The sequence below is a fragment of the Pseudonocardia sp. TMWB2A genome, from assembly GCF_017312135.1.
The window spans coordinates 735,735-757,261 of the sequence record NZ_QKQY01000001.1 but is presented as its reverse complement, the minus strand read 5'-3'; the positions used below and the strand labels follow the sequence as shown (position 1 = coordinate 757,261).

Genomic DNA, 21,527 nt, shown 5'->3' with positions numbered 1-21,527 from the left:
CGGAGACGGCCAGCTATTGGCGCATTGGCCCATATGCGCTGCAATCAGGAACTTTCAAGCTATATATTGTGCGCCGAGCGTTGACTTGTAACTGGCGAGTGAAAGTGCAGCGCCTATCGGCGCGTGGTTTGAAGTCCGCAGCTTTCATCGTGCGCAGTCGTGCTGCGTCGCTATTGTCTTGATCACGTGAGGCAAAGCCGGGGGTTGTGGTCTCTTTCGATATGTAGAGAAATGCAGGCAGATCATTGACGAGCGTAGGCTTCAGTCTGAGCGTCACATTAAGATCATATTCGTCATGGCAGATGTTGCGGCGTAGCTGCTGGTCTTCCTCAGAAAAACAGGCGCGGATCATAGAGGATGCACCAAAGGATATAGGATCTCCAATCGAGCTCACCGAAAGTATATTCGCATCTTTCGGCTCAGCTTTGAAAAATTGCAATTTTCTTTCGCTAGCACCGCCTCCGGAATAGCTTTCTGAACGGTTCATAACGATGCCAAAGAGCAACCCTCGTTGACCGTTTGGTGTCGAATAACTTACGGGATCACCCCATAATTCCGCTCCATCTGATGATGACAATTCAAAATTTTCAATTGATGCGGACGACGACGGCCCAATAGGGCGTTTTACGTCCACAAAATAGGCAAGTTTGTCAGGGTCCGTTTCAAAAGCCATGGTCACGCACCATTCTCGATCCTCGGTACACGAAACAATCCGCCCGCCCGATTCAACTGATGTTGGCCCTGTAAGCCGCTCTTGGCGAACTTCCGCAGCCACTGGAGTTGTAATCAGCGCCAACACCAAGCCGAATACTTTCATCATATGATTCACAGCTTTTCGTTATGGTTTCTATTAAGGACTTTATTTGGGCGAAGCTTTCTTGACCGCTACCTTCTTGGTGGAAGCTTTCTTAGCTGTCGCTTTCTTCGCCGGAGCCTTCTTAACAGCTGCCTTTTTAGCGGGCGTTTTACGCTTACTCTTGGCTGGTCCTTTGGCCGCGCGGTCGTCGATCAGCTGCGCGGCTTCCTCCAGCGTCAACTGGTCCTTGTCGATGCTCTTGGGCAGGGTCGCATTGGTGATGCCGTCGGTGACATAAGCGCCATAACGGCCATCCATCAGCTTGATGTCGGCTTCGGTGTGCGGATGTTTGCCCAATATTTTGAGTGGCTCGCGCGACGCCGATTGGCGGCCGCGCCCCGGATTATTGGCCGCGTCCGCAAGCCGCGCCACCGCCGCATTCATGCCTGTGTCAAACACTTCGGCGGTATTGGAAAGTCGCGCATATTTACCATCATGTGCGAGATATGGACCATAACGCCCTATACTTGCAGTAATTTCCTTGCCCGTTTCGGGATGCTCGCCAATCGCGCGCGGCAAGGAGAGCAGCTTTAACGCCATGTCGAGATCAATCGGTTCCGGCACATCTTTGGGGATGGAGGCCATTTTGGCCTTCTTGCCTTCCTCCTTATTGCTCTCGCCAAGCTGGACATAGGGACCAAAGCGGCCATTTTTGCGGGTGACCACCTCACCTGTCACCGGATCGGTGCCAAGCTCGCCTTCTTCGCCACTATCTTGCGTGCCGCCGGGCTGGGCAAATTTACGCGTATATTTGCACTCCGGATAGTTGGAGCAGGCGATGAATGCGCCAAAACGGCCGCCGCGCAGCGCAAGCCGCCCTTCCCCGCATTTGGGACACAAGCGCGGGTCGGAGCCGTCTTCTTTTTCGGGGAACAGCAAAGGCTCCAGAAATTTGTCGATTTCGGCGGTAATATCCGACGGCTTTTGCTCCATCACCTCGGCGGTCTTGGGCTTGAAGTCGCGCCAAAATGCTTCCAGCACCGCCTGCCATTGCGCGCGGCCACCGCTAATATCGTCCAATTCATCTTCAAGCCCGGCGGTGAAGTCATAGCTCACATAGCGTTCAAAAAACCGTTCCAGAAATGCTGTTAAAAGCCGTCCGCTTTCCTCTGCAAAGAAACGGTTTTTTTCCACTCGCACATATGCGCGGTCCTTCAATACCTGAAGGATGGACGCATAAGTGGACGGACGGCCGATCCCCAATTCTTCGAGCTTTTTGACAAGGCTGGCTTCCGAATAACGCGGCGGGGGCTGGGTGAAATGCTGTTCGGCATGGACCGCACGTTTCACCGGCGCATCGCCTTCGCGCAGGATAGGGAGCAACGCGCCATCTTCATCCTCGCCCTTATCGTCGCGGCCTTCTTCGTAAAGTGCCATGAAGCCAGGGAACTTCACCACCTGCCCCGTTGCGCGCAGCACATGCTGGCCGGTGCCGTTCGCCATTTCGACGACGGTGCGCTCCAGTTGCGCCGAAGCCATCTGGCTCGCGAGCGCGCGCTTGTAGATGAGATCATAAAGCCGCGCATGGTCGCCCGACCCGGCTTTGTCGCGGTTGAAATCGGTGGGACGGATGGCCTCATGCGCTTCCTGCGCATTTTTGGCCTTGGTCTGATATTGGCGCGGTTTGTCGGGGACAAAGCTGCCATCATAGCGGTCCGCAATCGCCTTGCGCGCGGCGGAAATGGCGCTGCCGTCCATCTGCACACCATCGGTACGCATATAGGTAATCGCGCCATCTTCGTAGAGATTTTGCGCAATCCGCATCGTGTGGCTCGCAGCAAAACCGAGCTTGCGCGCCGCTTCCTGTTGCAAGGTCGATGTGGTGAAGGGCGCGGGCGGATTGCGCATCGCGGGCTTGGTTTCGACCGATTGCACGACAAAATGGCCCGCTTCAATGTCGGCCTTTGCAGCCATGGCGTCACCTTCTTGCCCGATGGTGAGGCGGTCAATCTTATTGCCGCGCCATTTGACGAGACGCGCCACAAAGCCCTGTCCGCCCTGCTCCATATCGGCGGCAACCGACCAATATTCCTGCGGCTTGAACAATTCGATTTCACGTTCGCGGTCAACGACGAGGCGCAGCGCGACCGACTGGACGCGGCCTGCCGATTTCGCACCCGGCAATTTGCGCCATAAGACTGGCGACAGGGTGAAACCGACCAGATAGTCGAGCGCGCGGCGGGCGCGGTAGGCGTCGATCAAATCTTCGTCTAGCGCGCGCGGTTTGGCCATCGCTTCGGTCACCGCATTTTTTGTGATCGCGTTGAAAGTAACGCGGTCAACCTGATGAGGGAGCGCCTTTTTCTGTCGCAGCACTTCCTGAACGTGCCAGCTAATCGCTTCGCCTTCGCGGTCAGGGTCGGTTGCGAGGATCAGACGGTCCGCCTTTTTGGCTTCGTCGGCAATCGCCTTTAACTGCTTGGCCTTGTCGCCATAATTTTCCCACTTCATCGCAAAGTCGGCGTCGGGATCAACCGAGCCATCCTTGGGCGGCAAATCGCGGATATGGCCGTAAGAAGCCAGCACGCGAAAATCGCGCCCCAGATATTTTTCGATGGTTTTTGCCTTGGCAGGCGATTCGACGATTACAAGCTGCATTGCGATGTTTTTCTACTTTCTCACACGTACGCGCGAGGGTGGTGACTGGATTTAAGAACGTCAACTCCCTTCGTCCGGTTCGTTTCCATCCAAATTTTCCTCAAGCGAATATTTCGCTGGCCTGCTCTGCGCCGCCTTTGATGACATAATAGCTTGACGCTGCACCCAACCAGCCCGCAACGGTTGTGGTTGCTATCCCGACATTGAGAGTCAGCGATTGAAGTGGCGAAAGCATATTATCGGGATCGGTAAGCGCAAACAGGAAGATGGCTGCAACAAGCAAGGGGAGCGAAATCACGACTACTAACCCGAATATCACAAAAGCGTGCGGGGCAGTTATGTGCCAACTGCTACTCATGGATGCCGTCACAGCAGCTTGCTCGGCGAATAAGACAGGGACAGACAAAAACCAGCGGGTCGCAAGTATTAGTCCGGGAATGATGAGCAATATCATCCCGGCCATAATGCCGAAGCCTGTAAGGATCGAAACGCCAAAAATAGACATATAGCGTCCGTCCGCTAAAGAGGCACTTGTCGCTACTCCTTTGCGTTCAAAATAGCGCCGTATCAGCAAGGATTGTCCGACAAGATTTACAATAGCGCCGCCGACCGAGCCCGCAAAAATTGATTGTGGCATCAACATGTCGTTCGCAATCCAAATGCCGGCCAGAAGAGCAATGAAGGCGAGGAAATAACCTACGTCGGATCGTATGGCTTCAATCATGGCGCCCCATAAATCACCAAAACTTATATTTTCCATTTGCCTATCCCTTCCATGAAACGCGGTTACCGGCATGGCGGTCGAGCCGTCCGGCCAGTTCGAGTTCGAGCAGCACAAGCTGAACAAGCGCGACATCGACGCGGGACTGGCGCACCAGTTCATCGACACTGACGGCGCCATTGCCAAGGAGGCTGGTGACCCGCGCGCGGTCGCTATCATCGGCATCGTGATGCGGCGGGCTATCGGCTGTCAAGGACAGCGGGCGGGCTTCACGCACGGCGCGTGCGTCGAGCGGGCGGATGGTTTCCAGCACATCACCGGCATCGCGGATGAGGATTGCGCCGTCCCGGATAAGGCCGTTGCAGCCTTGCGCGCGCGGTTCCAGCGGCGATCCCGGCACAGCCATGACGTCACGTCCATATTCCCCCGCCAGTCGCGCGGTGATCAGCGATCCGGAACGCGGCGCGGCTTCAACGACTATCGTGCCCGCACTTAGCCCCGCAATGATGCGGTTGCGGTAGGGAAAATGACGGGCCAGTGGTTCGGTGCCGGGCGGTTGTTCGGCCAATAATAATTGCTCACGCGCAATTTTTTCTTGTAGTTCACCATTTTCTGGCGGGAAGCTTATATCAATTCCACTTGCGATGACCGCGACCGTGCCATTTTGGATCGCGCCGATATGGGCGGCGGTATCAATCCCGCGCGCCAATCCGCTCACCACCGTTACGCCTTCACCGGCAAGGTCGAACGCCAATTGCCGTGCAAAGCGACAGGCCGCAGCCGACGCATTGCGCGCCCCGACAATGGACACCATCGGGCGTTGCAACAGCGAAAGATTTCCGCGCCATGTCAGCACCGGCGGTGCATTGGCAAGCTGTGCCAAGGCGGGCGGATATGTGGATTCTCCCAGGAACAGATAGGCTGCCCCCAGGCGCTCCACCGCCGCTATTTCCGCGTTAATTATGGCTGTTTCCGCGATTTTCGGCAATCTCCCGCCGCCACGCCGCGCAAGGTCGGGCAAGGCTTCGAGCGCCGTACCGGCGCTGCCGAACCGCATCAGCAACTGCGCATAGCTGACCGGCCCGATATTGGCCGACCGGATCAGCCGCAGCCGGTTAAATCTTTCGGTGTCTTCCATGCCAGCGGCGCGATAGGCGCCTTGACCGGCGAGCGTCATAGAGGCTCATCCGCCGCCGGAGCAGTCTTGGACCCGCCAACTTTGGGCTCTTCACCGCGCAGCAACCGCCCGATATTTTCGCGATGCTTCCAAAGCACGAGGAGCGCGAGGCCCAATGCCATCGGCACCATGCTGAGCCGACCGAAAAAGAAGCTTGCGACCGGTGCGGACAAGGCCGCAGCCATTCCCGCCAGCGAGCTGATGCGGGTAAGCGCAAGCATCAAGAGCCAGACAAGCGCGTAAATAAGCCCCACTTGCCAACTCAATGCGGCGACAATCCCCATGAGGGTCGCAACCCCCTTCCCGCCTTTGAACTTGAGCCACACAGGCCAGCAATGGCCGACAAAGGCCCCGACGCCTGCAAGCAATTTCAAATCATCGCCGAACAAATAGCCTACCAGACATACCGCCGCCGCGCCCTTCAGCATATCGAGGAGCAAGGTCGCCGCCGCCAAGCCCTTGCGGCCTGTCCGCAACACATTGGTCGCGCCGATATTGCCGGAGCCAATCTGCCGCAAATCGCCTGCGCCCGCGATACGGGTGAGGATGACCCCGAACGGGATACTGCCCAGAAAATAGCCGATGAGGAGCGCCAGCACCGGTTGTTGCCACAAGATCATGCCCCGAATTCCCTATGCTGCGCCCCGTTTGGCCGGGGCTGTGCTTGGCGCGACACTAGCCAATCGCCCGCGCCAACGCTAGAGGCTCATCGCATGGCAGATGAACGCCCCATATTGGTTTTCGATTCCGGCGTCGGCGGGCTTTCGGTGCTGGCAGAAATCCGCAAAATATTGCCGCGAGCGAGCTTCGCCTATGCAGCGGATAATGCGGGCTATCCTTATGGCACCAAGAGCGAGGCCGAACTCACCGCGCGTATTCCGGCGATCCTTGGCCGCTTGGTCGAGCGGGTCAAGCCGCGCATTGTGGTGATTGCGTGCAATACCGCTTCGACCATCGCGCTCGCCCATGTGCGTTCGGCGCTTGATGTACCGGTGGTCGGCACCGTGCCTGCGGTAAAGCCTGCCGCTCTCCTGTCCAAAAGCCGGGTTATCGGCGTGCTTGGCACCGATGCGACCGTACGCCAGCCCTATGTTGACCAGTTGGTGGAGGATCATGGCGCGGATTGCACCGTGCTAAGGCTGGGGTCTGCGGCTCTCGTCGATATGGCCGAAGCGAAGCTGCGCGGTACGGCGCCTGATCCCGCTGCGGTCAAAGCCGAAATGGACAAGCTTTTCAGCCAACCCCAAGGCGATCAGGTTGACGCAGTTATCCTCTCCTGCACCCATTTCCCGCTGCTTGCCGACGAGATTGCGGCGGCGAGTGCGGACGGGGTGATGCTGGTCGATTCCGGCCAAGGCATTGCGCGGCGCACCGCTTATTTGACGCAAGACCAGCTATGGCCCGAAACGCCATCGGGGCGCGCCATTTTCACGCGCGCTGATCCCGACCTGGACCGCCTCCGCCCCGCATTGGCGCGGCTTGGCCTTGATGTAATCGAGATTTTGTAAGGACAAGTTGCGAATCGTTATCACTGGCAAATGCGCAAAGATGGAGCTAATGGCACACCAAAATGTCCGTAAGAAGAATTGAGCGGGACCGAAAAACAGTGGACTACGGCAAGATTTTTACCGATGCGATCGACCGGCTGCACAGTGAAGGCCGCTATCGCGTATTCATCGACATTTTGCGCAACAAGGGCGCGTTCCCCAATGCGCGCTGTTTTGCGGGGCATAATGGCCCGAAACCGATCACCGTCTGGTGTTCGAACGATTATCTCGCCATGGGCCAGCATCCCGATGTGATTGCGGCGATGGAAGAGGCGCTGCACGATGTCGGCGCAGGGTCGGGCGGCACGCGCAATATTGGCGGCAACACCCATTATCATATCGATCTGGAAGCCGAACTTGCCGATTTGCATGGCAAGGAAGGCGCGCTGCTGTTCACCTCCGGCTATATTTCGAACGAAGCGACGCTTGCGACGCTTGCCAAGATTTTGCCGGGCTGCATCATTTTTTCCGACGAGTTGAACCATGCTTCGATGATTGCGGGCATCCGCAATTCGGGCTGCGAAAAGCGCATCTGGCGGCACAATGATCTCGCGCATCTCGAACAGATGTTGAGCGAAGCGGACCCCGCAGCGCCCAAGCTTATCGCATTTGAAAGCGTCTATTCGATGGACGGCGACATCGCGCCCATTGCGGAAATTTGCGATCTGGCCGACAAATATAATGCGCTCACCTATTGTGACGAGGTTCATGCGGTCGGCATGTATGGCGCGCGCGGCGGCGGCATTACCGAACGCGACGAGGTTGCGGACCGTGTGACCATCATCGAAGGCACGCTTGGCAAGGCTTTTGGCGTGATGGGCGGCTATATTGCGGCCGATACCGTCATCATCGACGTGATCCGCTCCTATGCGCCGGGCTTCATTTTCACGACCTCGCTGTCGCCGGTGCTGGTCGCCGGGGTTTTGGCGAGTGTGCGCCACCTCAAAGCCTCCAGCGTCGAACGCGACGCGCAACAGGCCGCAGCCGCGCGCCTCAAGCAGATGTTCGCCGATGCGGGCTTGCCGGTGATGAATACCGTTACCCATATCGTCCCGCTCATGGTCGGCGATCCGGTCAAGGCCAAGAAAATCAGCGACATTTTGCTCGCCGAATATGGCGTCTATGTCCAGCCGATCAACTTCCCGACCGTGCCGCGCGGCACCGAACGCCTGCGTTTCACCCCCGGCCCTGCGCATAGCGAAGAGATGATGCAGGAACTGACCGATGCCTTGAGCGAAATCTGGGGCCGGTTGGAATTGCGTAAGGCGGCGTGAGACATCGGGTTCACGCCTGAGGTTGATTTTAGTCCTAAAATAAAGCCGTTAGTGCTGAGCTTGTCGAAGCACGGGATTAGCGGATGAACGCCTTTGACGGCCCTTAGAATAACGCCGTGTCGTCATTGCGAGCGTAGCGAAGCAATCCAGTGCAGTTTCGCGCGACTCTGGATTGCTTCGCTACGCTCGCAATGACGGAGGGGAGATGGTGTTGCGATGATAGCGTTATTCCCGGCCCACCATCGCCTTGAACATATCCCAATCCACATTGCCGCCCGATAAAGTCACCAGTGTATAATCCCCCAGCGCGGCCTTTCCCGACAGCGCCGCCGCTAGGGCCACCGCGCCGCCGGGTTCCATCACCACGCGCAGGCGCTCGAACGCAACGCGCATGGCCGCCCCGACCTCGGCATCGCTTACCGTCAGGCTATCGGCTTTACGCTCGCGCAACACGGCGAATGTCCGCGCGCAAATCTCTAATGTCTGGATGGCATCGCAAGCGGTGGGCGGCGGATTGGGTCCGACGCGCTCTATCTTCCCGCTCGCCAGCGAACGCCCCGCATCGTCCCAGCCTTCGGGCTCGACAATGGTGATCGCCGCATCGGGCAATGCGAGTGCAATCCCTGACGCCAAGCCGCCGCCGCCACAGCATATAAGCGCACGGTCGAACATAGCGCCGTCCGTCATTGCCGCAAGTTGTGCAGCGGCTTCGATACCAGCACTGCCCTGCCCTTCAATTACCCAAGGATCATCATAGCTTGGCACCACCACCGCGCCCTGTTCCGTCGCAATCCGCGCGGCGATTTGGGCGCGATCCTCGTTCATGCGGTCATAGGTCACGACCTTTGCGCCAAGCGCCCGCGTCCCTTCCATTTTCTTGGCGGGTGCATCGGCAGGCATAACGATGGTCGCCGATACCCCCAACCGCTTGGCCGCCCAAGCCACGCCTTGCGCATGGTTGCCGCTTGAAAAAGCGACCACACCGCGCGCGCGTTCCTCTGCGCTCAAATCGGTGAGCCGGTGCCATCCGCCGCGTATCTTGAACGCGCCAATCGGCTGTAAAGATTCGGCTTTGCACCATAAAGTGCGCCCATCCACCTCCAGCGGCAATAAAGGCGTCGGCGGCAGGATGGCGCGAATTTTCTCTGCCGCGCGCACCACACCTGCGCGCGTCGGCGCACGATCTTTGGAAAAATCCGGTGCATCTGTTTGCGCTGTCATGCCTCACCCCTTATATCGCGCCTCAACATGGATATTCTCTCACACAGGAGACAGCAGGTGAGCAAGGTTTTGGTGATTGGCGCAGGCGGCGTGGGTTCGGTTGCGGTTCATAAAATGGCTATGAATAGTGATATTTTCAGCCATATTACACTGGCGAGCCGCCGCAAGTTTAAATGCGATGCGGTTGCCGAATCGGTAAAGGCGCGCACCGGCGTCACCATCGACACCGCGCAGGTGGATGCGGACAATGTTCCCGAACTGGTCGCGCTCATCAAGCAGGTGCAGCCCGCGCTGGTGGTCAACCTCGCGCTTCCCTATCAAGACCTCACCATCATGGACGCCTGCCTTGAAACCGGCGTCGATTATATGGACACCGCCAATTACGAACCGCGCGATGAAGCCAAGTTCGAATATCATTGGCAATGGGCCTATCAGGACCGCTACAAGGATGCTGGCATCATGGCGCTGCTCGGCTCCGGTTTTGACCCCGGCGTCACCAGCGTGTTCACCACTTGGCTCAAAAAGCATCATTTCGACCGCATCGACACGCTCGACATTCTCGACTGCAATGGCGGCGATCATGGGCAAGCTTTTGCGACCAACTTCAATCCGGAAATCAATATCCGCGAAGTGACGGCGGTTGCGCGTCACTGGGAAAACGGCGCGTGGGTCGAAACTCCCGCTATGTCGGTGAAACAGCCGTTCAATTTCGAGGAAGTCGGCGAAAAAAATATGTACCTCATGTATCATGAGGAAATTGAAAGCCTCAAAACCCACTTGCCCGAAATCAAGCGTATCCGCTTCTGGATGACCTTTGGCGACCAATATATCACCCATCTGACCGTGCTCCAGAATATCGGCATGACGCGGATTGATCCGGTGGTTTATGAAGGCAAGGAAATCATTCCGCTGCAATTCCTGAAAGCTGTGCTGCCCGAACCGTCAAGCCTTGGCGAAACCACCAAGGGCAAGACCAATATCGGTGTCATCGCGACCGGCCTTGGCAAGGATGGCAAGGAAAAGACGCTCTATCTTTACAATATCTGCGACCATGAAGAAGCCTATGCCGAAACCGGCAATCAGGCGGTGAGCTATACCACCGGTGTTCCCGCCATGATCGGTGCGGCAATGATCGTCACCGGCCAGTGGAAGGGAGACGGCGTGTTCAACATGGAGCAATTCGATCCCGACCCGTTCATGGATATGCTCAATAAGCATGGCTTGCCCTGGCAGGTGAAGGAACTGGACGGGCCGTTGGCGTTTTAAAATCTCTTCAATATATTCGTCATCCCCGGCTTGACCGGGGATCCATCTGATAAGTGTCCGGTTTGAACAATGGTCCGGAGATGGATTCCCGCTTTCGCGGGAATGACGGGAGAAATATCATGGAAACCAAAGCCGGGGATCCGGGGGCGTTTGCCCGTTTTGACTTGAGCCGCGTGCCTTCGCCTGCCTTTGTGGTGGACGAGGTCGCGGTGCGGCGCAATCTGGCCATTTTGGCCGATGTGCGCGACCGTGCGGGGATAAAATTGCTGGCAGCACTCAAGGCTTTTTCGATGTGGCGCTTGGGGCCTGTGGTCGGCGAATATCTTGACGGTGTTTGCACTTCCGGCCTGTTTGAAGCCAAGCTGGCGGGCGAAGAATATCAAGGCGAGATTGCGACCTATTGTGCAGGCTATAAGGCCGAAGATATGGCAGAAATCTGCGCCCTGTCCGATCATGTGATTTTCAACTCTCCCGCCCAGCATCGCCGCTTCCGCCCTTTCATTGACGAAGCGCGCGCGGGCGGACGGCAAATCCATGTGGGCTTGCGTATCAATCCGCAAAATCCCGAAGGTGAGGTTGAAAAATATGATCCGAGCCAGCCGCATAGCCGCTTGGGCCACCCCGTCAGCAAACTCACCGCCACCGACCTTGAAGGCATTGACGGCATCCATTTCCACAATTTGTGCGAACAGGATCTGGAGCCGCTGAAGCGCACATGGGCGAAGATAGAACCGCTACTCAACCCCTATTTCAACCAATTGAAATGGCTGAATTTTGGTGGTGGCCACCATATCACCCGTGCCGATTACCAGCGCGACGAGTTGGTGACGTTCCTGCGCGACGTCAAGGCCGCAACGGGGTGCGAACTTTATCTTGAGCCCGGTGAGGCGGTGGCACTTGATGCGGGGATTTTGGTCGGCGAATTACTGGATGTGTTCGACAATGGCATGGCCATCGGCATCACCGACATTAGCGCGACCTGCCATATGCCGGACGTAATCGAAGCACCCTACCGCCCCGCCATGCTGGGCGAGCGCGCGCAAGGCGAGGTCATACGACTGGGCGGGCCGTCCTGCCTGTCCGGTGACATTATCGGCGATTACCGCCTCCCCGTTGCGGCCGAGCCCGGACAGCGTTTCGCTTTCCTCGACCAGGCCCATTATTCGATGGTCAAGACCAACACTTTCAACGGTGTGCCGCTCCCTTCCATCTGGCTGTGGAATAGCGAAAGCGACACGCTCACCTGCGTGCGCGCCTTCGGTTATGAGGATTTCAAAACCCGCCTCAGTTAGAAATGGGATCCGTCAAAGATGAGAGCAACGGCGCGCCCGCGCGGGTCGGTCGCCGCAAGCGCGTTCCATTCATCATAACATTCATAACCACATGCTATCGCGCGATGCTCATAGCGCGCCGTAACGCGGTAAATGCCCGCAGCAGCCCGACGACAGCCATTCGCCTTACGGGCATTGGAAAAGGCTGTGTTCTTCGTTCGATCATTCCCTTTGAGCGGTATTGCGCGCACCGTAAGCCGCGCAGCAGTCAATGATGGACATAGATAGACCGGATCGCTGCCCTGCTCGGTACGGACTTCAATCCGGCCACGAGGAGCCCATTCGCTGAGCCAACGTTCATAATCAGTGCGCGGATGCACGTTATTCGCGCCTTCATTGACAATGCCGACCACCGCCACGCCCTTCGCATTAACCCCGCGATAGAGCATGTAGGTTTCATTCTCCCGCGCCAATTTGACCGTTTTGCGGGCCAGCACCGAACGGATCGTAATCGCAACATTGCTGTGCGGGCTATCCTGACGGCAGCCCGTCACGCGCAAGCCTTCAAAAAAGGCATCGCTACTGGTGTTATAATTATTAGGTGCGGGCTTGACCTTGTAAAACTCGTCCAGCATCCGCCGGGCCGCAGCTTCGTTCGGACAGAGGACCGTGGAAAGATCGCTTGGAACATCTATTTTCTGCGGCATCGGGAGCGTTGCGCCCTGCATCGCAAAAGCGACGAGAAATGTTGATAAAGCCATAGCATGTCCCCTCAAAGCCGGTCGAAATCCGTCGGTTCGGGTAAAAACTAGCCGAACTTGGGCGATGCAGCAAATCCCGTAGAAACCACGTTCCAACGGCGAATGTATAATTTTTGCAACGAATCTCTTTACACACCCCGAAAGCCTGCATATATCGCGCCTTCGCTGCCCCAAGGGGACTTCCAATAACCGCAAGGCAGCTTGTCGTTTTCTAACTTTGTTTTTTTGGGGGTCCCTTGAGTTGCACAGCTACCATAGCGCACTGGGTCTAGTTTCGGACCAAAAGCCCGTTGAACCGGTAACCCTTGTCCGCCCCCATGCGGCAAGGCGCGCAGCCCGTTTCTTCGTGGAAAATTTCCCCGGCAAATCGCTTTATGCGGTCAAGGCGAACCCGTCGCCCGATCTGCTGCGCGTGTTGTGGGATAGCGGTATCACGCATTACGACGTCGCCTCGATTGCCGAGGTGCGGCTCGTGGCCAAAACGCTGCCCGAAGCCACGCTTTGCTTCATGCATCCGGTCAAGGCCGAAGAAGCCATCCGTCAGGCGTATTTCGATTATGGCGTGCGCACCTTCTCGCTCGACACGATGGAAGAGCTGGAAAAAATCCGCGAAGCCACCAACAGCGCCGAAGATCTGAACCTGTGCGTGCGTTTGCGCGTATCGTCCGACCATGCGCAACTTTCGCTCGCATCGAAATTCGGCGTTGAAGCAGAAGATTCCAAGGAATTGCTGATCGCCACCCGCCAGCTTGCGGACGGGCTTGGCATTTGCTTCCATGTCGGCAGTCAGGCGATGAGCCCGCAAGCTTATGTCCATGCAATCGAACGCGTCCGTGCGGCGATTGTCGCGGCGGCGGTAACGGTCGACATCATTGATGTCGGCGGCGGTTTCCCGTCGGTCTATCCGGACATGGAGCCGCCTGCGCTCAAGCAATATTTCGAAACCATCGACCGCGCTTATGAACGCCTGCCGATCAGCTATTCGTCAGAATTGTGGTGCGAGCCGGGCCGCGCTTTGTCGGCGGAATATTCCTCGCTTATCGTGCGCGTCGAAAAGCGTCGGGGGACCGAACTTTACATCAATGACGGCGCATATGGCGCGCTGTTTGATGCCGCCCATGTCGGCTGGCGCTTTCCGGTCAAGCATTTGCGCCGCGATGCGAGCGAAGAGGCGCTGACCGGTTTCAGCTTCTATGGCCCGACCTGCGACGATATGGACCATATGGCCGGCCCCTTCTATTTGCCGGGCGATATTATGGCGGGCGATTATATCGAAATCGGGATGCTCGGCGCTTATGGCTGCGCGATGCGGACCAAGTTTAACGGCTTTGGTTCGGATGAAACCGTAGTCGTTTCCGACGAGCCGATGGCCTCGCTCTACCGCGAGGACCGTAGCGCACCGATGGCCGAAGATAATGTGCGGGTGTTGCGCCCCAACGGCTGACAAGTTTCGTTTGACAGCATAATTTAAAGACTCCACCCTCGCGAAAAATCGCAGGGGTGGAGTTTTTTTTATGCAGATGATTGTGCAGCCGGTAATCGTTTTGGCTGCTTGGACCATGCTGGTCTGGCTGTGGCTTTATATCAAACGGGTTCCGGCGCTCCGCCGTTCGCCGATCGACATTGGTACATGGGTTGGTGGGACGGGGCGTAACCTGGACGATGTTCTGCCCGAACGCGCGCAATGGCCTGCGCATAATTATAATCATCTGATGGAGCAGCCGACCGTCTTTTATGCGGTGGCGCTGGTACTGGCGGTGATTGGCGAGGGCGGCGGGCATAGCGTCCACCTCGCATGGGTCTATGTGGTCTTGCGTATCGCGCACAGCCTTGTGCAGATTTTCTGGAACCGCATCGTGGTGCGCTTCACCCTGTTTCTTCTGTCCAGCCTGTGTCTTGGCGCGCTGATCGTGCGCGCGGCCATTGCTGTTTTTTAAGCATGAATTTTTTCAAGAGGACGCTCCCGTCATGACGTCAGCCATTACCCGCCTTATCGCGCTTTTCGACAGCCGTCTTGTCACGCTCGATGCGTTGCTCGCCACCGCCGTCCAGCAACAGGGGGAGGAAAAAGCGACCGCTTTGCTGGGCGCGCGGCTAACGCCCGATATGTTTCCGCTGGGGCGACAAATTTCGATTGCCGGTAATCTCGCGCGGCAATTCACCCAATGGTGTGCTGGCGAAGAGATTAGCACGACCGACAGCGATATTGCGACGCTCGCCGAAGCCCATGCGCATATTGCGCAGGTGCGCCAGCTTTTGGCGGCGGTGAAGGCGGATGACAGCCAGCTCGACAAGGTCAAGGAAATGAAGCTGCCGGGCGATATGCGCTTCAACTTTTCGGGCCGCGATTATGCCGATGAATGGTTGCTCCCCAATTTCTATTTCCACCTTGTGACCGCTTACAATATCTTGCGCGCTAATGGCGTCGAGATTGGGAAACGGGATTATATGGCGCATCTGATGCCGACGATCATGCAGCAAATGGCCGCCGCGCAAGGCGCTTGAACGGGTTATCTGCGCGAGAAACGGCTGGCGAGTTCGACATGGGTGGACCAGCGGAATTGTCCGACCGGCTGCACCCAATCGAGCCTATAGCCCGAGGCCATCAGCTTTTTCGCATCACGCGCGAACGTGGCGGGGTTGCAGCTCACATATGCGATAACCGGCGCGGTCGAGGCGGCGAGTTCGCGCACCTGCTCTTCGGCGCCGGCGCGCGGCGGATCAAGGATGATCGCTTCAAAACGCGAAGCATCGGCGGCCATGAGCGGACGGCGGAACAGGTCGCGATGATCGGTCAGCACTGCCTTCCCGCCAAGCCCCGCCGCTGATTTGAGCGCAAATAAAGGCTCGCGCGCGGCTTCTGCGGCATAGACTTTGCGCCCGTCGGCCACCGCCAGCGCAAAAGTGCCAAGGCCGCAGAACAGGTCGGCGACCATTTTGGCGTCACCAATGGCGGATTTGACCGCATCGACCAGCGCCGCCTCCCCCTCTTCAGTCGCCTGCAAGAAGCTGTAAGGCGTAATCGCGACAGGCAGCCCGCCGAGCGTGATGGTTAGCGGTTCCGGCTCCCAGCGCGTTTCGGGGCCATAGCCATTGTCGAGGCTGAGGCGCGCCAATTTATGGCTTTGCGCAAAATCGCTCAATGCTTCGGCGGCGGCAAGGTCGGTCGCTTCCAGCCCTTCGATTAACACATCAACGCCTTGGTCGACGCAGCTCATCTTGACCTGCGCCGAACGGCGGTCGGGGAGCCGCGCGGCCAGCATCGCGCGTAGCGGTGCGACCAGCGCAAACAGGTCGGGATGCAAAATCTCGCATTGCTGCATATCGACAACGCGGTGGCTCCCCTGCCCGTTAAAGCCGAGCTGGAAATGCCGCCCGAAACGGGTGCCGCGCAGGGCAGCGCGCCTGCGGGTGCGCGGAGGCGAAATGATAGCGGGGCGCACATCATCGCACATAACATCCTGCCCCGCCAAGGCGCCAACCACCCGATCCCGCACATAAGCGGCATAGGCGCTATCGGTGAGATGCTGGAGCTGACAGCCACCGCAAATCGGGAAATGTTGGCATAAAGGGTCGCTATGATTGGGGCCAAGGTCAAGCCCGCCATCCTCGCGCAGCCGGTCCCCCGGCGCGGACAAAGGCACATGGTGGCCATCGGCGGTCACGCCATCCCCGCGCGCGGCGATGCGGATAATTTCATTGCTCATGATTTCAACACTCATGGCAATGCGCGTTGCACGGCTGCGGGCAAATGGTCAATGAGATCATCGGCAATGAGCGCCGGTCCAGCAAGCCGCGCCGCTTCGCCATGCAGCCAAACCGCAAGCGAGGCAGCACCAAACGGGTCGTCGGGCTTATGGGCGAGCGCGCTGCCGCATAGCCCCGCCAATACGTCACCGGTCCCCGCGCTCGCCAGCCAAGGCGAGGCTGCTGGGGCAATGCGCACCTGCCCGTCTGGCGCAGCGATTACCGTATCGGCGCCTTTATAGACGATCACCGCATTGATGGCGCGCGCGGCTTGGCGGGCGCGGTCGATTTTGGTGCCGGAGCGGCTGCCGAACAAGGCCGAAAATTCGCCTTCATGCGGGGTCAGGATGGCGGGGCTGGTGAAGGGCTTATCCGCATCGAGTAGATGGAGTGCATCGCCGTCTATAACCAAAGATTTGCCGGAAATCCGCGCCGTTTCGAGGTGGTGGAGCGCCGGTGCATCCCGTCCTGCACCGGGGCCGATGACTAGGGCGTTGAGCCGCTTGTCGGCCAATATCGCGGGCAAATCCTGCGGGGGCCGCCGAACCACCGCATCGGGCAGATGCGGCGAGGCACAATCTCCTATAAATAGGATATAGCCCGCCCCGCCGCGTGCCGCTGCACGGGCGGCAAGGGCGGCGGCACCCGGCATTTGTCCGGCTATAATCGCGACCATGCCGCGTCTATATTTATGGTCGTCCGGCCCCGGCGCGCGGAACATCGGGCGCTCCAGTATCCGCACATCGCTGTCGACCGGAATATCCAGTGTATCGAGCAGGAGTGTCCCGCATTGCGGCGCTGAGGGCTGCAACACATGCGCCGGTTTCAAGGCTCCAAGCGCCAAGGTGCAGTGCGCGGCATAAGGGGCGGTTACGTCAGGGTCATCGCTGTTCAACGCGCTGGGCAGATCGACCGCCAACACATAGCGCGCCGCGCGGAACAGGCGGAGCGCGTCTGCCGCCCATGCCGGATCCAGCCCGCCGCGCGCACCAGTGCCGAAAATCGCGTCGATGAGGATAGGCGTAGGGGCCGTCTCATCCGCCAAAGGCTCGACCGCGCCTTGCCATGTTCCGCGCGCCCATAAAGCGCCTTCGCTTTTGGGCGGCAGCACGGCAATGACCCGCACCTCCGCCCCCGCCTCGCGCAAATAGCGCGCCGCGACATAGCCGTCGCCGCCATTATTGCCGGGGCCTGCCAATATGATTATCGCGCGCCCTGCCGCTATGCGCAGCGCAAGGCGGGTGACCGCCCTCCCCGCTTTGTCCATATAGTGAAGCGCGGGTTTTTCTGCCGTAAAGCAGGCCGCTTCCGCCGCCCGCATGGCGCCCGCGTCCAACACCGGCGCGCCTAATATCGGCGCGCCCAACACCGGACCGCGCGGCGGCCCTATGCTCATTGCCCTTGCTTGATCGTTGCAGGCAGGCGGTAACGGTCGCGCCCGATGCCGACTTCAACCTGATTGTCGCCGCTAATCGTGACTTTGGCCAAGTCCGCGCCATCGGCCGCGACAATCCCGCGCCCGTCGGTCGGCACGACAAAGCGGCGATAGCCTTTATCCTGACGCCCGATGGTGAGGACAAGCCCGTCCTCGCCGCCGCTGCGCTCGACCGTGCAGTCGGGGGCAAAGTCGCTCGCTCCGTCAAGCGCACAGGCGATGCGCTCGGCGGCGGGATCGACATCATTGCCGCCACCGCTCCCGCATCCTGCCAGCACCAGCAAAGCGGCGAAAGATGCGCGCCTAAATATCGGCAAAGACATGGGTTTCCTTCTGCGCGCCGGGATGCGTCACCGCCCCCGCCCAGGCAGGCCCGACATTTTGGGCATAGCGCCACAAAGCGCCCGCCTGATAGTCATTCTGGCGCGGTTGCCATTTCGCTTTGCGCGCGGCGAGCGTCTCGACGTCAACCTCAAGATCGATGGTGCCGGCTTCGGCGTCGATGCTGATAATGTCGCCATCTTTGACTAGCGCAATCGGCCCGCCTTCGGCGGCTTCCGGCCCGACATGGCCGATGCAGAAGCCGCGCGTTCCGCCCGAGAAACGGCCATCAGTGATGAGCGCAACTTTTTCGCCCATGCCCTGCCCGTAAAGCGCCGCAGTGGTCGAGAGCATTTCGCGCATACCGGGACCGCCTTTGGGGCCTTCATAGCGGATGATGATGACCGATCCTTCAGCGATTTCGCGGTTTTCGACCGCGGCAAACGCCTCTTCCTCGCAATCGAAACAGCGCGCCGGGCCGCTGAACTGCAAGCGGTGCATCCCCGCAACCTTCACAATCGCGCCATTGGGAGCAAGGCTGCCCTTAAGGCCGACAACCCCGCCGGTCGGTGTAATCGGCGTCTTGGCGTCATAAATGACCTTCTGGTCAGGGTTCCACACCACCTCGTCAATATTTTCGCCCAGTGTCTTGCCGGTGACGGTCAGGCAATTTCCGTCAAGAAACCCTTCTGTCAGCAAAGTTTTCATCAACATATAAACGCCGCCTGCATCGTGCATATCCTTGGCGACATAACGGCCACCGGGTTTCAGATCGGCAATATAGGGCGTAGATTTGAAGATTTCGGCGACGTCGAACAGGTCAAATTCAATCCCCGCCTCGTGCGCCATCGCGGGCAAGTGGAGCGCGCCATTGGTCGAGCCGCCGGTCGCCGCCACCACACGCGCGGCATTTTCCAGTGAGGCGCGCGTCACAATATCGCGCGGGCGGATATTGCGCGCGAGCAATTCCATCACCTGCTCGCCAGCGGCCAAAGCCACTTCTTCACGGCTTTTATAAGGAGCGGGGGCCATATTACTGTTCGGTAAGGATAATCCAATGGCTTCGGCTACACAGGCCATCGTGTTGGCGGTGAATTGCCCGCCACACGCGCCATGCCCCGGACAGGCGACTTTTTCGAGCGCGATCAGTTCCTGAAGCGGGCAATTTCCCGCAGCGTGCTGGCCGACCGCTTCGAACACATCGACTACGGTCACGTCATTATCATGGAAACGGCCCGGCAATATCGACCCGCCATAAACAAAGATGGACGGGATATTGAGGCGGATCATCGCCATCATCATGCCGGGGAGTGATTTGTCGCATCCGGCAAAACCGACCAGCGCATCATAACAATGGCCGCGCACCGACAATTCGATGCTGTCGGCAATGACTTCGCGGCTGACGAGCGAGCTTTTCATGCCCTGATGACCCATCGCTATGCCGTCGGTCACGGTGATGGTGTTGAACCGGCGCGGCATACCACCGCCTTTTTCGACGCCCACGCGGCAAATATCGGCCTGCGCATCAAGCGCGGTATTGCACGGCGCGCTGTCATTGCCCGCCGACACCACGCCTACGAACGGACGCGCAATCTCCTCTTCGGTAAGACCCATCGCATAATAATAGCTGCGGTGCGGCGCGCGCTCCGGGCCGACGGAAACATAACGGGAGGGGAGTTTGGACTTGTCAAAACGGTTGGCGGTCACGGGAATTCCTTTCTGTCGCGAAATTCCCTAATCGCCTTTCACGCTCTCACGCAAGCTTATTGCTGCACTGCAACGCAATTTGTGCAATTATATCCGCATATCGCTGCTGTCCGGCCGCCTCTTTGATCTGGTCCTGCCGCACTTCTATGCCGAGATAGGGGAATTTCCCTTCGGCATGGCGGTCCATCGTATAGTTGAGCAGCTTGCCCGAATAAGGCTGTTGGTCGCCTGTCACCAGCCCCGCCGCTTCTAATAGCGGAATCGCGATGCGTGCGGCGCGGTCATCTTCATTATAAAGACAGGCAATCTGCCAGGGCCGCTCGGTCTCCGGATGTTCGTGAAGGTCCGGCGTGAAGCTGTGGAGCGAGACAATTAGCGCAGGGGGCGCTTCGGCAAGCAATTGCTCCAACCGCGCATGATAGGGGGTGAAGAAACGGGCGAGCCGCGCGTCGCGATGCGCTTCGGTCGGGTAATTGCCGGGGATGCTATGCCCGTCGCTGATATGCGGCAAAAGGCCGGGCGCGGAGGGATCGCGGTTGCAATCAATGACGAGCCGCGAAATGCCGCATTGATAGGCGGCAAAACCGGGATTTTGTTCGACCATCAAGCGCCCGACTTCGGCGACGCCTATGTCGATGGCGATATGATTGTCGAGCAACGCCGGAGCAATGCCCAAATCAATATCGTCCGGCACATGGTTTGACGCATGATCGGAGATGATAAGGATGCCGCCTGTGCGCGGCGTTCCGATGAGGGTCCAGGCTTCGTGGGTGTCAGGCGACATGGGTGGGGAATATCCAATATCCGGGGAATTTTCGGGCGGTATGCTGCGCAGCTTGGTCGCGTTTATACAGGCTGTCCAATATGGCGAAACAGGTAGCGCCCGACCCTGACATACGCGCGAGCCCCTCGCCCGCTTGCGTCTCCAAAGCGGCGAGCAAGTCGGCGATTTCGGGAAGCAATGCTACGGCCACAGGCTGCAAATCATTGCGGCCTTGCAGCAATATATCGCGGTCGGAGCCTTGCGGCATCTGCCCCCTGTCTGTGCCATCCCAGCGGGCAAATATTTCGGCGGTCGAGACGGGTTTTAGCGGATTGACCAGCAATAAGGGCGCGCCGCTTAGTTCGGTCTGGTCGAGAAGGTGCAACGCATCGCCGCGCCCTCTTCCGATGCAGCTTTTACCGACAAGGCAGGCAGGCACATCAGCGCCCAGTTCTTCTGCAATCGGGAGCAGGCGCGCGACGTCCCAATCCAGTCTCCAGAAACGGTTGAGCATCCGCAAAGCCGCCGCTGCATCAGCAGACCCGCCACCAATCCCCGACGCTATGGGGAGATTTTTGGTAAGCCGCATCTGTGCGCCCGCCCGCACACCGCTTGCATCAGCGAGCCTGTGCGCGGCGCGTAGCACCAGATTATCCGCGTCCGTCGCCAAGCTTTGCGCAAACGGGCCGGTCAGCGACAGGCTGATATCGGGCGCAGCCTCGACATTCAGTTCATCGCCATCCTTGGCAAAGGCGAATAAGGTTTCCAGTTCATGATACCCGTCCGCGCGCCGCTTGCGCACGTGCAGCGCGAGGTTGATCTTGGCAGGCGCGGTTTCGCTATCAAACGCCTCCGCCATGCA

Annotated in this window: 20 protein-coding genes; 7 read left to right on the top strand and 13 right to left on the bottom strand. The window is 58.7% G+C overall.

Annotation, left to right across the window (positions count from 1 at the left end):
* Window positions 1–13 precede the first annotated feature (13 nt).
* The 5 genes from DMP17_RS03465 to plsY all read right to left on the bottom strand — a co-directional run bounded on the left by DMP17_RS03465 (window position 14) and on the right by plsY (window position 5,972).
* Window positions 14–829, bottom strand: a complete 816-nt coding sequence (locus DMP17_RS03465; RefSeq protein WP_337827690.1) for a hypothetical protein — start codon at window positions 827–829, stop codon at window positions 14–16.
* Between the two features lie 30 nt (window positions 830–859).
* Window positions 860–3,454, bottom strand: coding sequence for a type I DNA topoisomerase (topA, locus tag DMP17_RS03460; protein ID WP_337827689.1), 2,595 nt, complete (start codon window positions 3,452–3,454; stop codon window positions 860–862).
* A gap of 100 nt (window positions 3,455–3,554) precedes the next feature.
* Window positions 3,555–4,214, bottom strand: a complete 660-nt coding sequence (locus DMP17_RS03455) for a hypothetical protein (protein WP_337827688.1) — start codon at window positions 4,212–4,214, stop codon at window positions 3,555–3,557.
* 4 nt (window positions 4,215–4,218) lie between these two features.
* The gene (gene dprA, locus DMP17_RS03450) at window positions 4,219–5,352 is read right to left on the bottom strand and encodes a DNA-processing protein DprA (RefSeq protein WP_337827687.1); all 1,134 of its coding nucleotides are present in this window, start codon (window positions 5,350–5,352) and stop codon (window positions 4,219–4,221) included.
* On the bottom strand, window positions 5,349–5,972 hold the full coding sequence (gene plsY / locus DMP17_RS03445) for a glycerol-3-phosphate 1-O-acyltransferase PlsY (protein WP_337827686.1): 624 nt from the start codon (window positions 5,970–5,972) through the stop codon (window positions 5,349–5,351). The genes dprA and plsY overlap by 4 nt, the downstream gene beginning before the upstream one ends.
* 93 nt (window positions 5,973–6,065) lie before the next feature.
* Here plsY and murI point away from each other — a divergent pair, with 93 nt between their 5' ends.
* Both murI and hemA read left to right on the top strand, forming a co-directional pair.
* Window positions 6,066–6,860, top strand: a complete 795-nt coding sequence (murI, locus tag DMP17_RS03440; RefSeq protein WP_337827685.1) for a glutamate racemase — start codon at window positions 6,066–6,068, stop codon at window positions 6,858–6,860.
* Between the two features lie 98 nt (window positions 6,861–6,958).
* On the top strand, window positions 6,959–8,173 hold the full coding sequence (gene hemA / locus DMP17_RS03435) for a 5-aminolevulinate synthase (RefSeq protein WP_337827684.1): 1,215 nt from the start codon (window positions 6,959–6,961) through the stop codon (window positions 8,171–8,173).
* 225 nt (window positions 8,174–8,398) lie between these two features.
* Here the strand turns inward: hemA and DMP17_RS03430 are convergent, their stop codons facing one another.
* Complete coding sequence (locus tag DMP17_RS03430) at window positions 8,399–9,394, bottom strand: threonine ammonia-lyase (protein WP_337827683.1); 996 nt, start codon at window positions 9,392–9,394, stop codon at window positions 8,399–8,401.
* Between the two features lie 57 nt (window positions 9,395–9,451).
* Between DMP17_RS03430 and DMP17_RS03425 the strand changes: the two genes are divergently transcribed.
* Window positions 9,452–10,660: a saccharopine dehydrogenase family protein gene (locus tag DMP17_RS03425; protein WP_337827682.1), complete on the top strand. Its 1,209-nt coding sequence runs from the start codon at window positions 9,452–9,454 to the stop codon at window positions 10,658–10,660.
* Between the two features lie 119 nt (window positions 10,661–10,779).
* Window positions 10,780–11,952 (top strand): carboxynorspermidine decarboxylase, encoded by a 1,173-nt coding sequence (locus DMP17_RS03420; protein ID WP_337827681.1) that lies wholly within the window; start codon window positions 10,780–10,782, stop codon window positions 11,950–11,952.
* On the opposite strand, the gene DMP17_RS03415 is transcribed toward DMP17_RS03420, so the two are convergent.
* Window positions 11,949–12,692 (bottom strand): hypothetical protein, encoded by a 744-nt coding sequence (locus DMP17_RS03415; protein ID WP_337827680.1) that lies wholly within the window; start codon window positions 12,690–12,692, stop codon window positions 11,949–11,951. The genes DMP17_RS03420 and DMP17_RS03415 overlap by 4 nt on opposite strands.
* 346 nt (window positions 12,693–13,038) lie before the next feature.
* Here DMP17_RS03415 and DMP17_RS03410 point away from each other — a divergent pair, with 346 nt between their 5' ends.
* The 3 genes from DMP17_RS03410 (at window position 13,039) to DMP17_RS03400 (ending at window position 15,197) form a co-directional block, all read left to right on the top strand.
* Window positions 13,039–14,136 carry a type III PLP-dependent enzyme gene (locus tag DMP17_RS03410; protein WP_337827679.1) on the top strand — a complete coding sequence of 366 codons (1,098 nt, stop codon included), beginning with the start codon at window positions 13,039–13,041 and terminating at the stop codon, window positions 14,134–14,136.
* A 70-nt stretch (window positions 14,137–14,206) separates the two neighbouring features.
* The gene (locus DMP17_RS03405; RefSeq protein ID WP_337827678.1) at window positions 14,207–14,629 is read left to right on the top strand and encodes an MAPEG family protein; all 423 of its coding nucleotides are present in this window, start codon (window positions 14,207–14,209) and stop codon (window positions 14,627–14,629) included.
* Between the two features lie 31 nt (window positions 14,630–14,660).
* The gene (locus DMP17_RS03400) at window positions 14,661–15,197 is read left to right on the top strand and encodes a DUF1993 domain-containing protein (protein ID WP_337827677.1); all 537 of its coding nucleotides are present in this window, start codon (window positions 14,661–14,663) and stop codon (window positions 15,195–15,197) included.
* A 5-nt stretch (window positions 15,198–15,202) separates the two neighbouring features.
* Here DMP17_RS03400 and DMP17_RS03395 read toward each other — a convergent pair whose 3' ends face one another.
* Genes DMP17_RS03395 through DMP17_RS03370 form a run of 6 tightly spaced genes read right to left on the bottom strand, consistent with a single transcriptional unit; the run spans window position 15,203 to window position 21,524 of the window.
* Window positions 15,203–16,414: a class I SAM-dependent RNA methyltransferase gene (locus DMP17_RS03395; protein WP_337827676.1), complete on the bottom strand. Its 1,212-nt coding sequence runs from the start codon at window positions 16,412–16,414 to the stop codon at window positions 15,203–15,205.
* Window positions 16,411–17,778, bottom strand: a complete 1,368-nt coding sequence (locus DMP17_RS03390; RefSeq protein ID WP_337827675.1) for an NAD(P)H-hydrate dehydratase — start codon at window positions 17,776–17,778, stop codon at window positions 16,411–16,413. Before DMP17_RS03390 ends, DMP17_RS03395 begins: the two co-directional genes overlap by 4 nt.
* A 53-nt stretch (window positions 17,779–17,831) precedes the next feature.
* A complete protein-coding gene (locus tag DMP17_RS03385; RefSeq protein ID WP_337827674.1) occupies window positions 17,832–18,158 on the bottom strand; it encodes a hypothetical protein in 327 nt (108 codons plus the stop codon).
* 19 nt (window positions 18,159–18,177) lie between these two features.
* On the bottom strand, window positions 18,178–19,902 hold the full coding sequence (gene ilvD / locus DMP17_RS03380; protein ID WP_337827673.1) for a dihydroxy-acid dehydratase: 1,725 nt from the start codon (window positions 19,900–19,902) through the stop codon (window positions 18,178–18,180).
* A gap of 46 nt (window positions 19,903–19,948) precedes the next feature.
* Window positions 19,949–20,686, bottom strand: coding sequence for an N-formylglutamate amidohydrolase (locus tag DMP17_RS03375; protein WP_337827672.1), 738 nt, complete (start codon window positions 20,684–20,686; stop codon window positions 19,949–19,951).
* Window positions 20,676–21,524, bottom strand: coding sequence for a 4-(cytidine 5'-diphospho)-2-C-methyl-D-erythritol kinase (locus DMP17_RS03370; protein WP_337827671.1), 849 nt, complete (start codon window positions 21,522–21,524; stop codon window positions 20,676–20,678). Before DMP17_RS03370 ends, DMP17_RS03375 begins: the two co-directional genes overlap by 11 nt.
* Between the last annotated feature and the right edge of the window lie 3 nt (window positions 21,525–21,527).

What these genes read in the sequence shown, in the direction of transcription:
- topA (WP_337827689.1), bottom strand. Translation starts at nt 3,454, where the DNA reads ATGCAGCTTGTAATCGTCGAATCGCCTGCCAAGGCAAAAACCATCGAA.
- DMP17_RS03455 (WP_337827688.1), bottom strand. Translation starts at nt 4,214, where the DNA reads ATGGAAAATATAAGTTTTGGTGATTTATGGGGCGCCATGATTGAAGCC.
- dprA (WP_337827687.1), bottom strand. Translation starts at nt 5,352, where the DNA reads ATGACGCTCGCCGGTCAAGGCGCCTATCGCGCCGCTGGCATGGAAGAC.
- plsY (WP_337827686.1), bottom strand. Translation starts at nt 5,972, where the DNA reads ATGATCTTGTGGCAACAACCGGTGCTGGCGCTCCTCATCGGCTATTTT.
- murI (WP_337827685.1), top strand. Translation starts at nt 6,066, where the DNA reads ATGGCAGATGAACGCCCCATATTGGTTTTCGATTCCGGCGTCGGCGGG.
- DMP17_RS03430 (WP_337827683.1), bottom strand. Translation starts at nt 9,394, where the DNA reads ATGACAGCGCAAACAGATGCACCGGATTTTTCCAAAGATCGTGCGCCG.
- DMP17_RS03420 (WP_337827681.1), top strand. Translation starts at nt 10,780, where the DNA reads ATGGAAACCAAAGCCGGGGATCCGGGGGCGTTTGCCCGTTTTGACTTG.
- DMP17_RS03415 (WP_337827680.1), bottom strand. Translation starts at nt 12,692, where the DNA reads ATGGCTTTATCAACATTTCTCGTCGCTTTTGCGATGCAGGGCGCAACG.
- DMP17_RS03405 (WP_337827678.1), top strand. Translation starts at nt 14,207, where the DNA reads ATGCAGATGATTGTGCAGCCGGTAATCGTTTTGGCTGCTTGGACCATG.
- DMP17_RS03400 (WP_337827677.1), top strand. Translation starts at nt 14,661, where the DNA reads ATGACGTCAGCCATTACCCGCCTTATCGCGCTTTTCGACAGCCGTCTT.
- DMP17_RS03395 (WP_337827676.1), bottom strand. Translation starts at nt 16,414, where the DNA reads ATGAGTGTTGAAATCATGAGCAATGAAATTATCCGCATCGCCGCGCGC.
- DMP17_RS03375 (WP_337827672.1), bottom strand. Translation starts at nt 20,686, where the DNA reads ATGTCGCCTGACACCCACGAAGCCTGGACCCTCATCGGAACGCCGCGC.
- DMP17_RS03370 (WP_337827671.1), bottom strand. Translation starts at nt 21,524, where the DNA reads ATGGCGGAGGCGTTTGATAGCGAAACCGCGCCTGCCAAGATCAACCTC.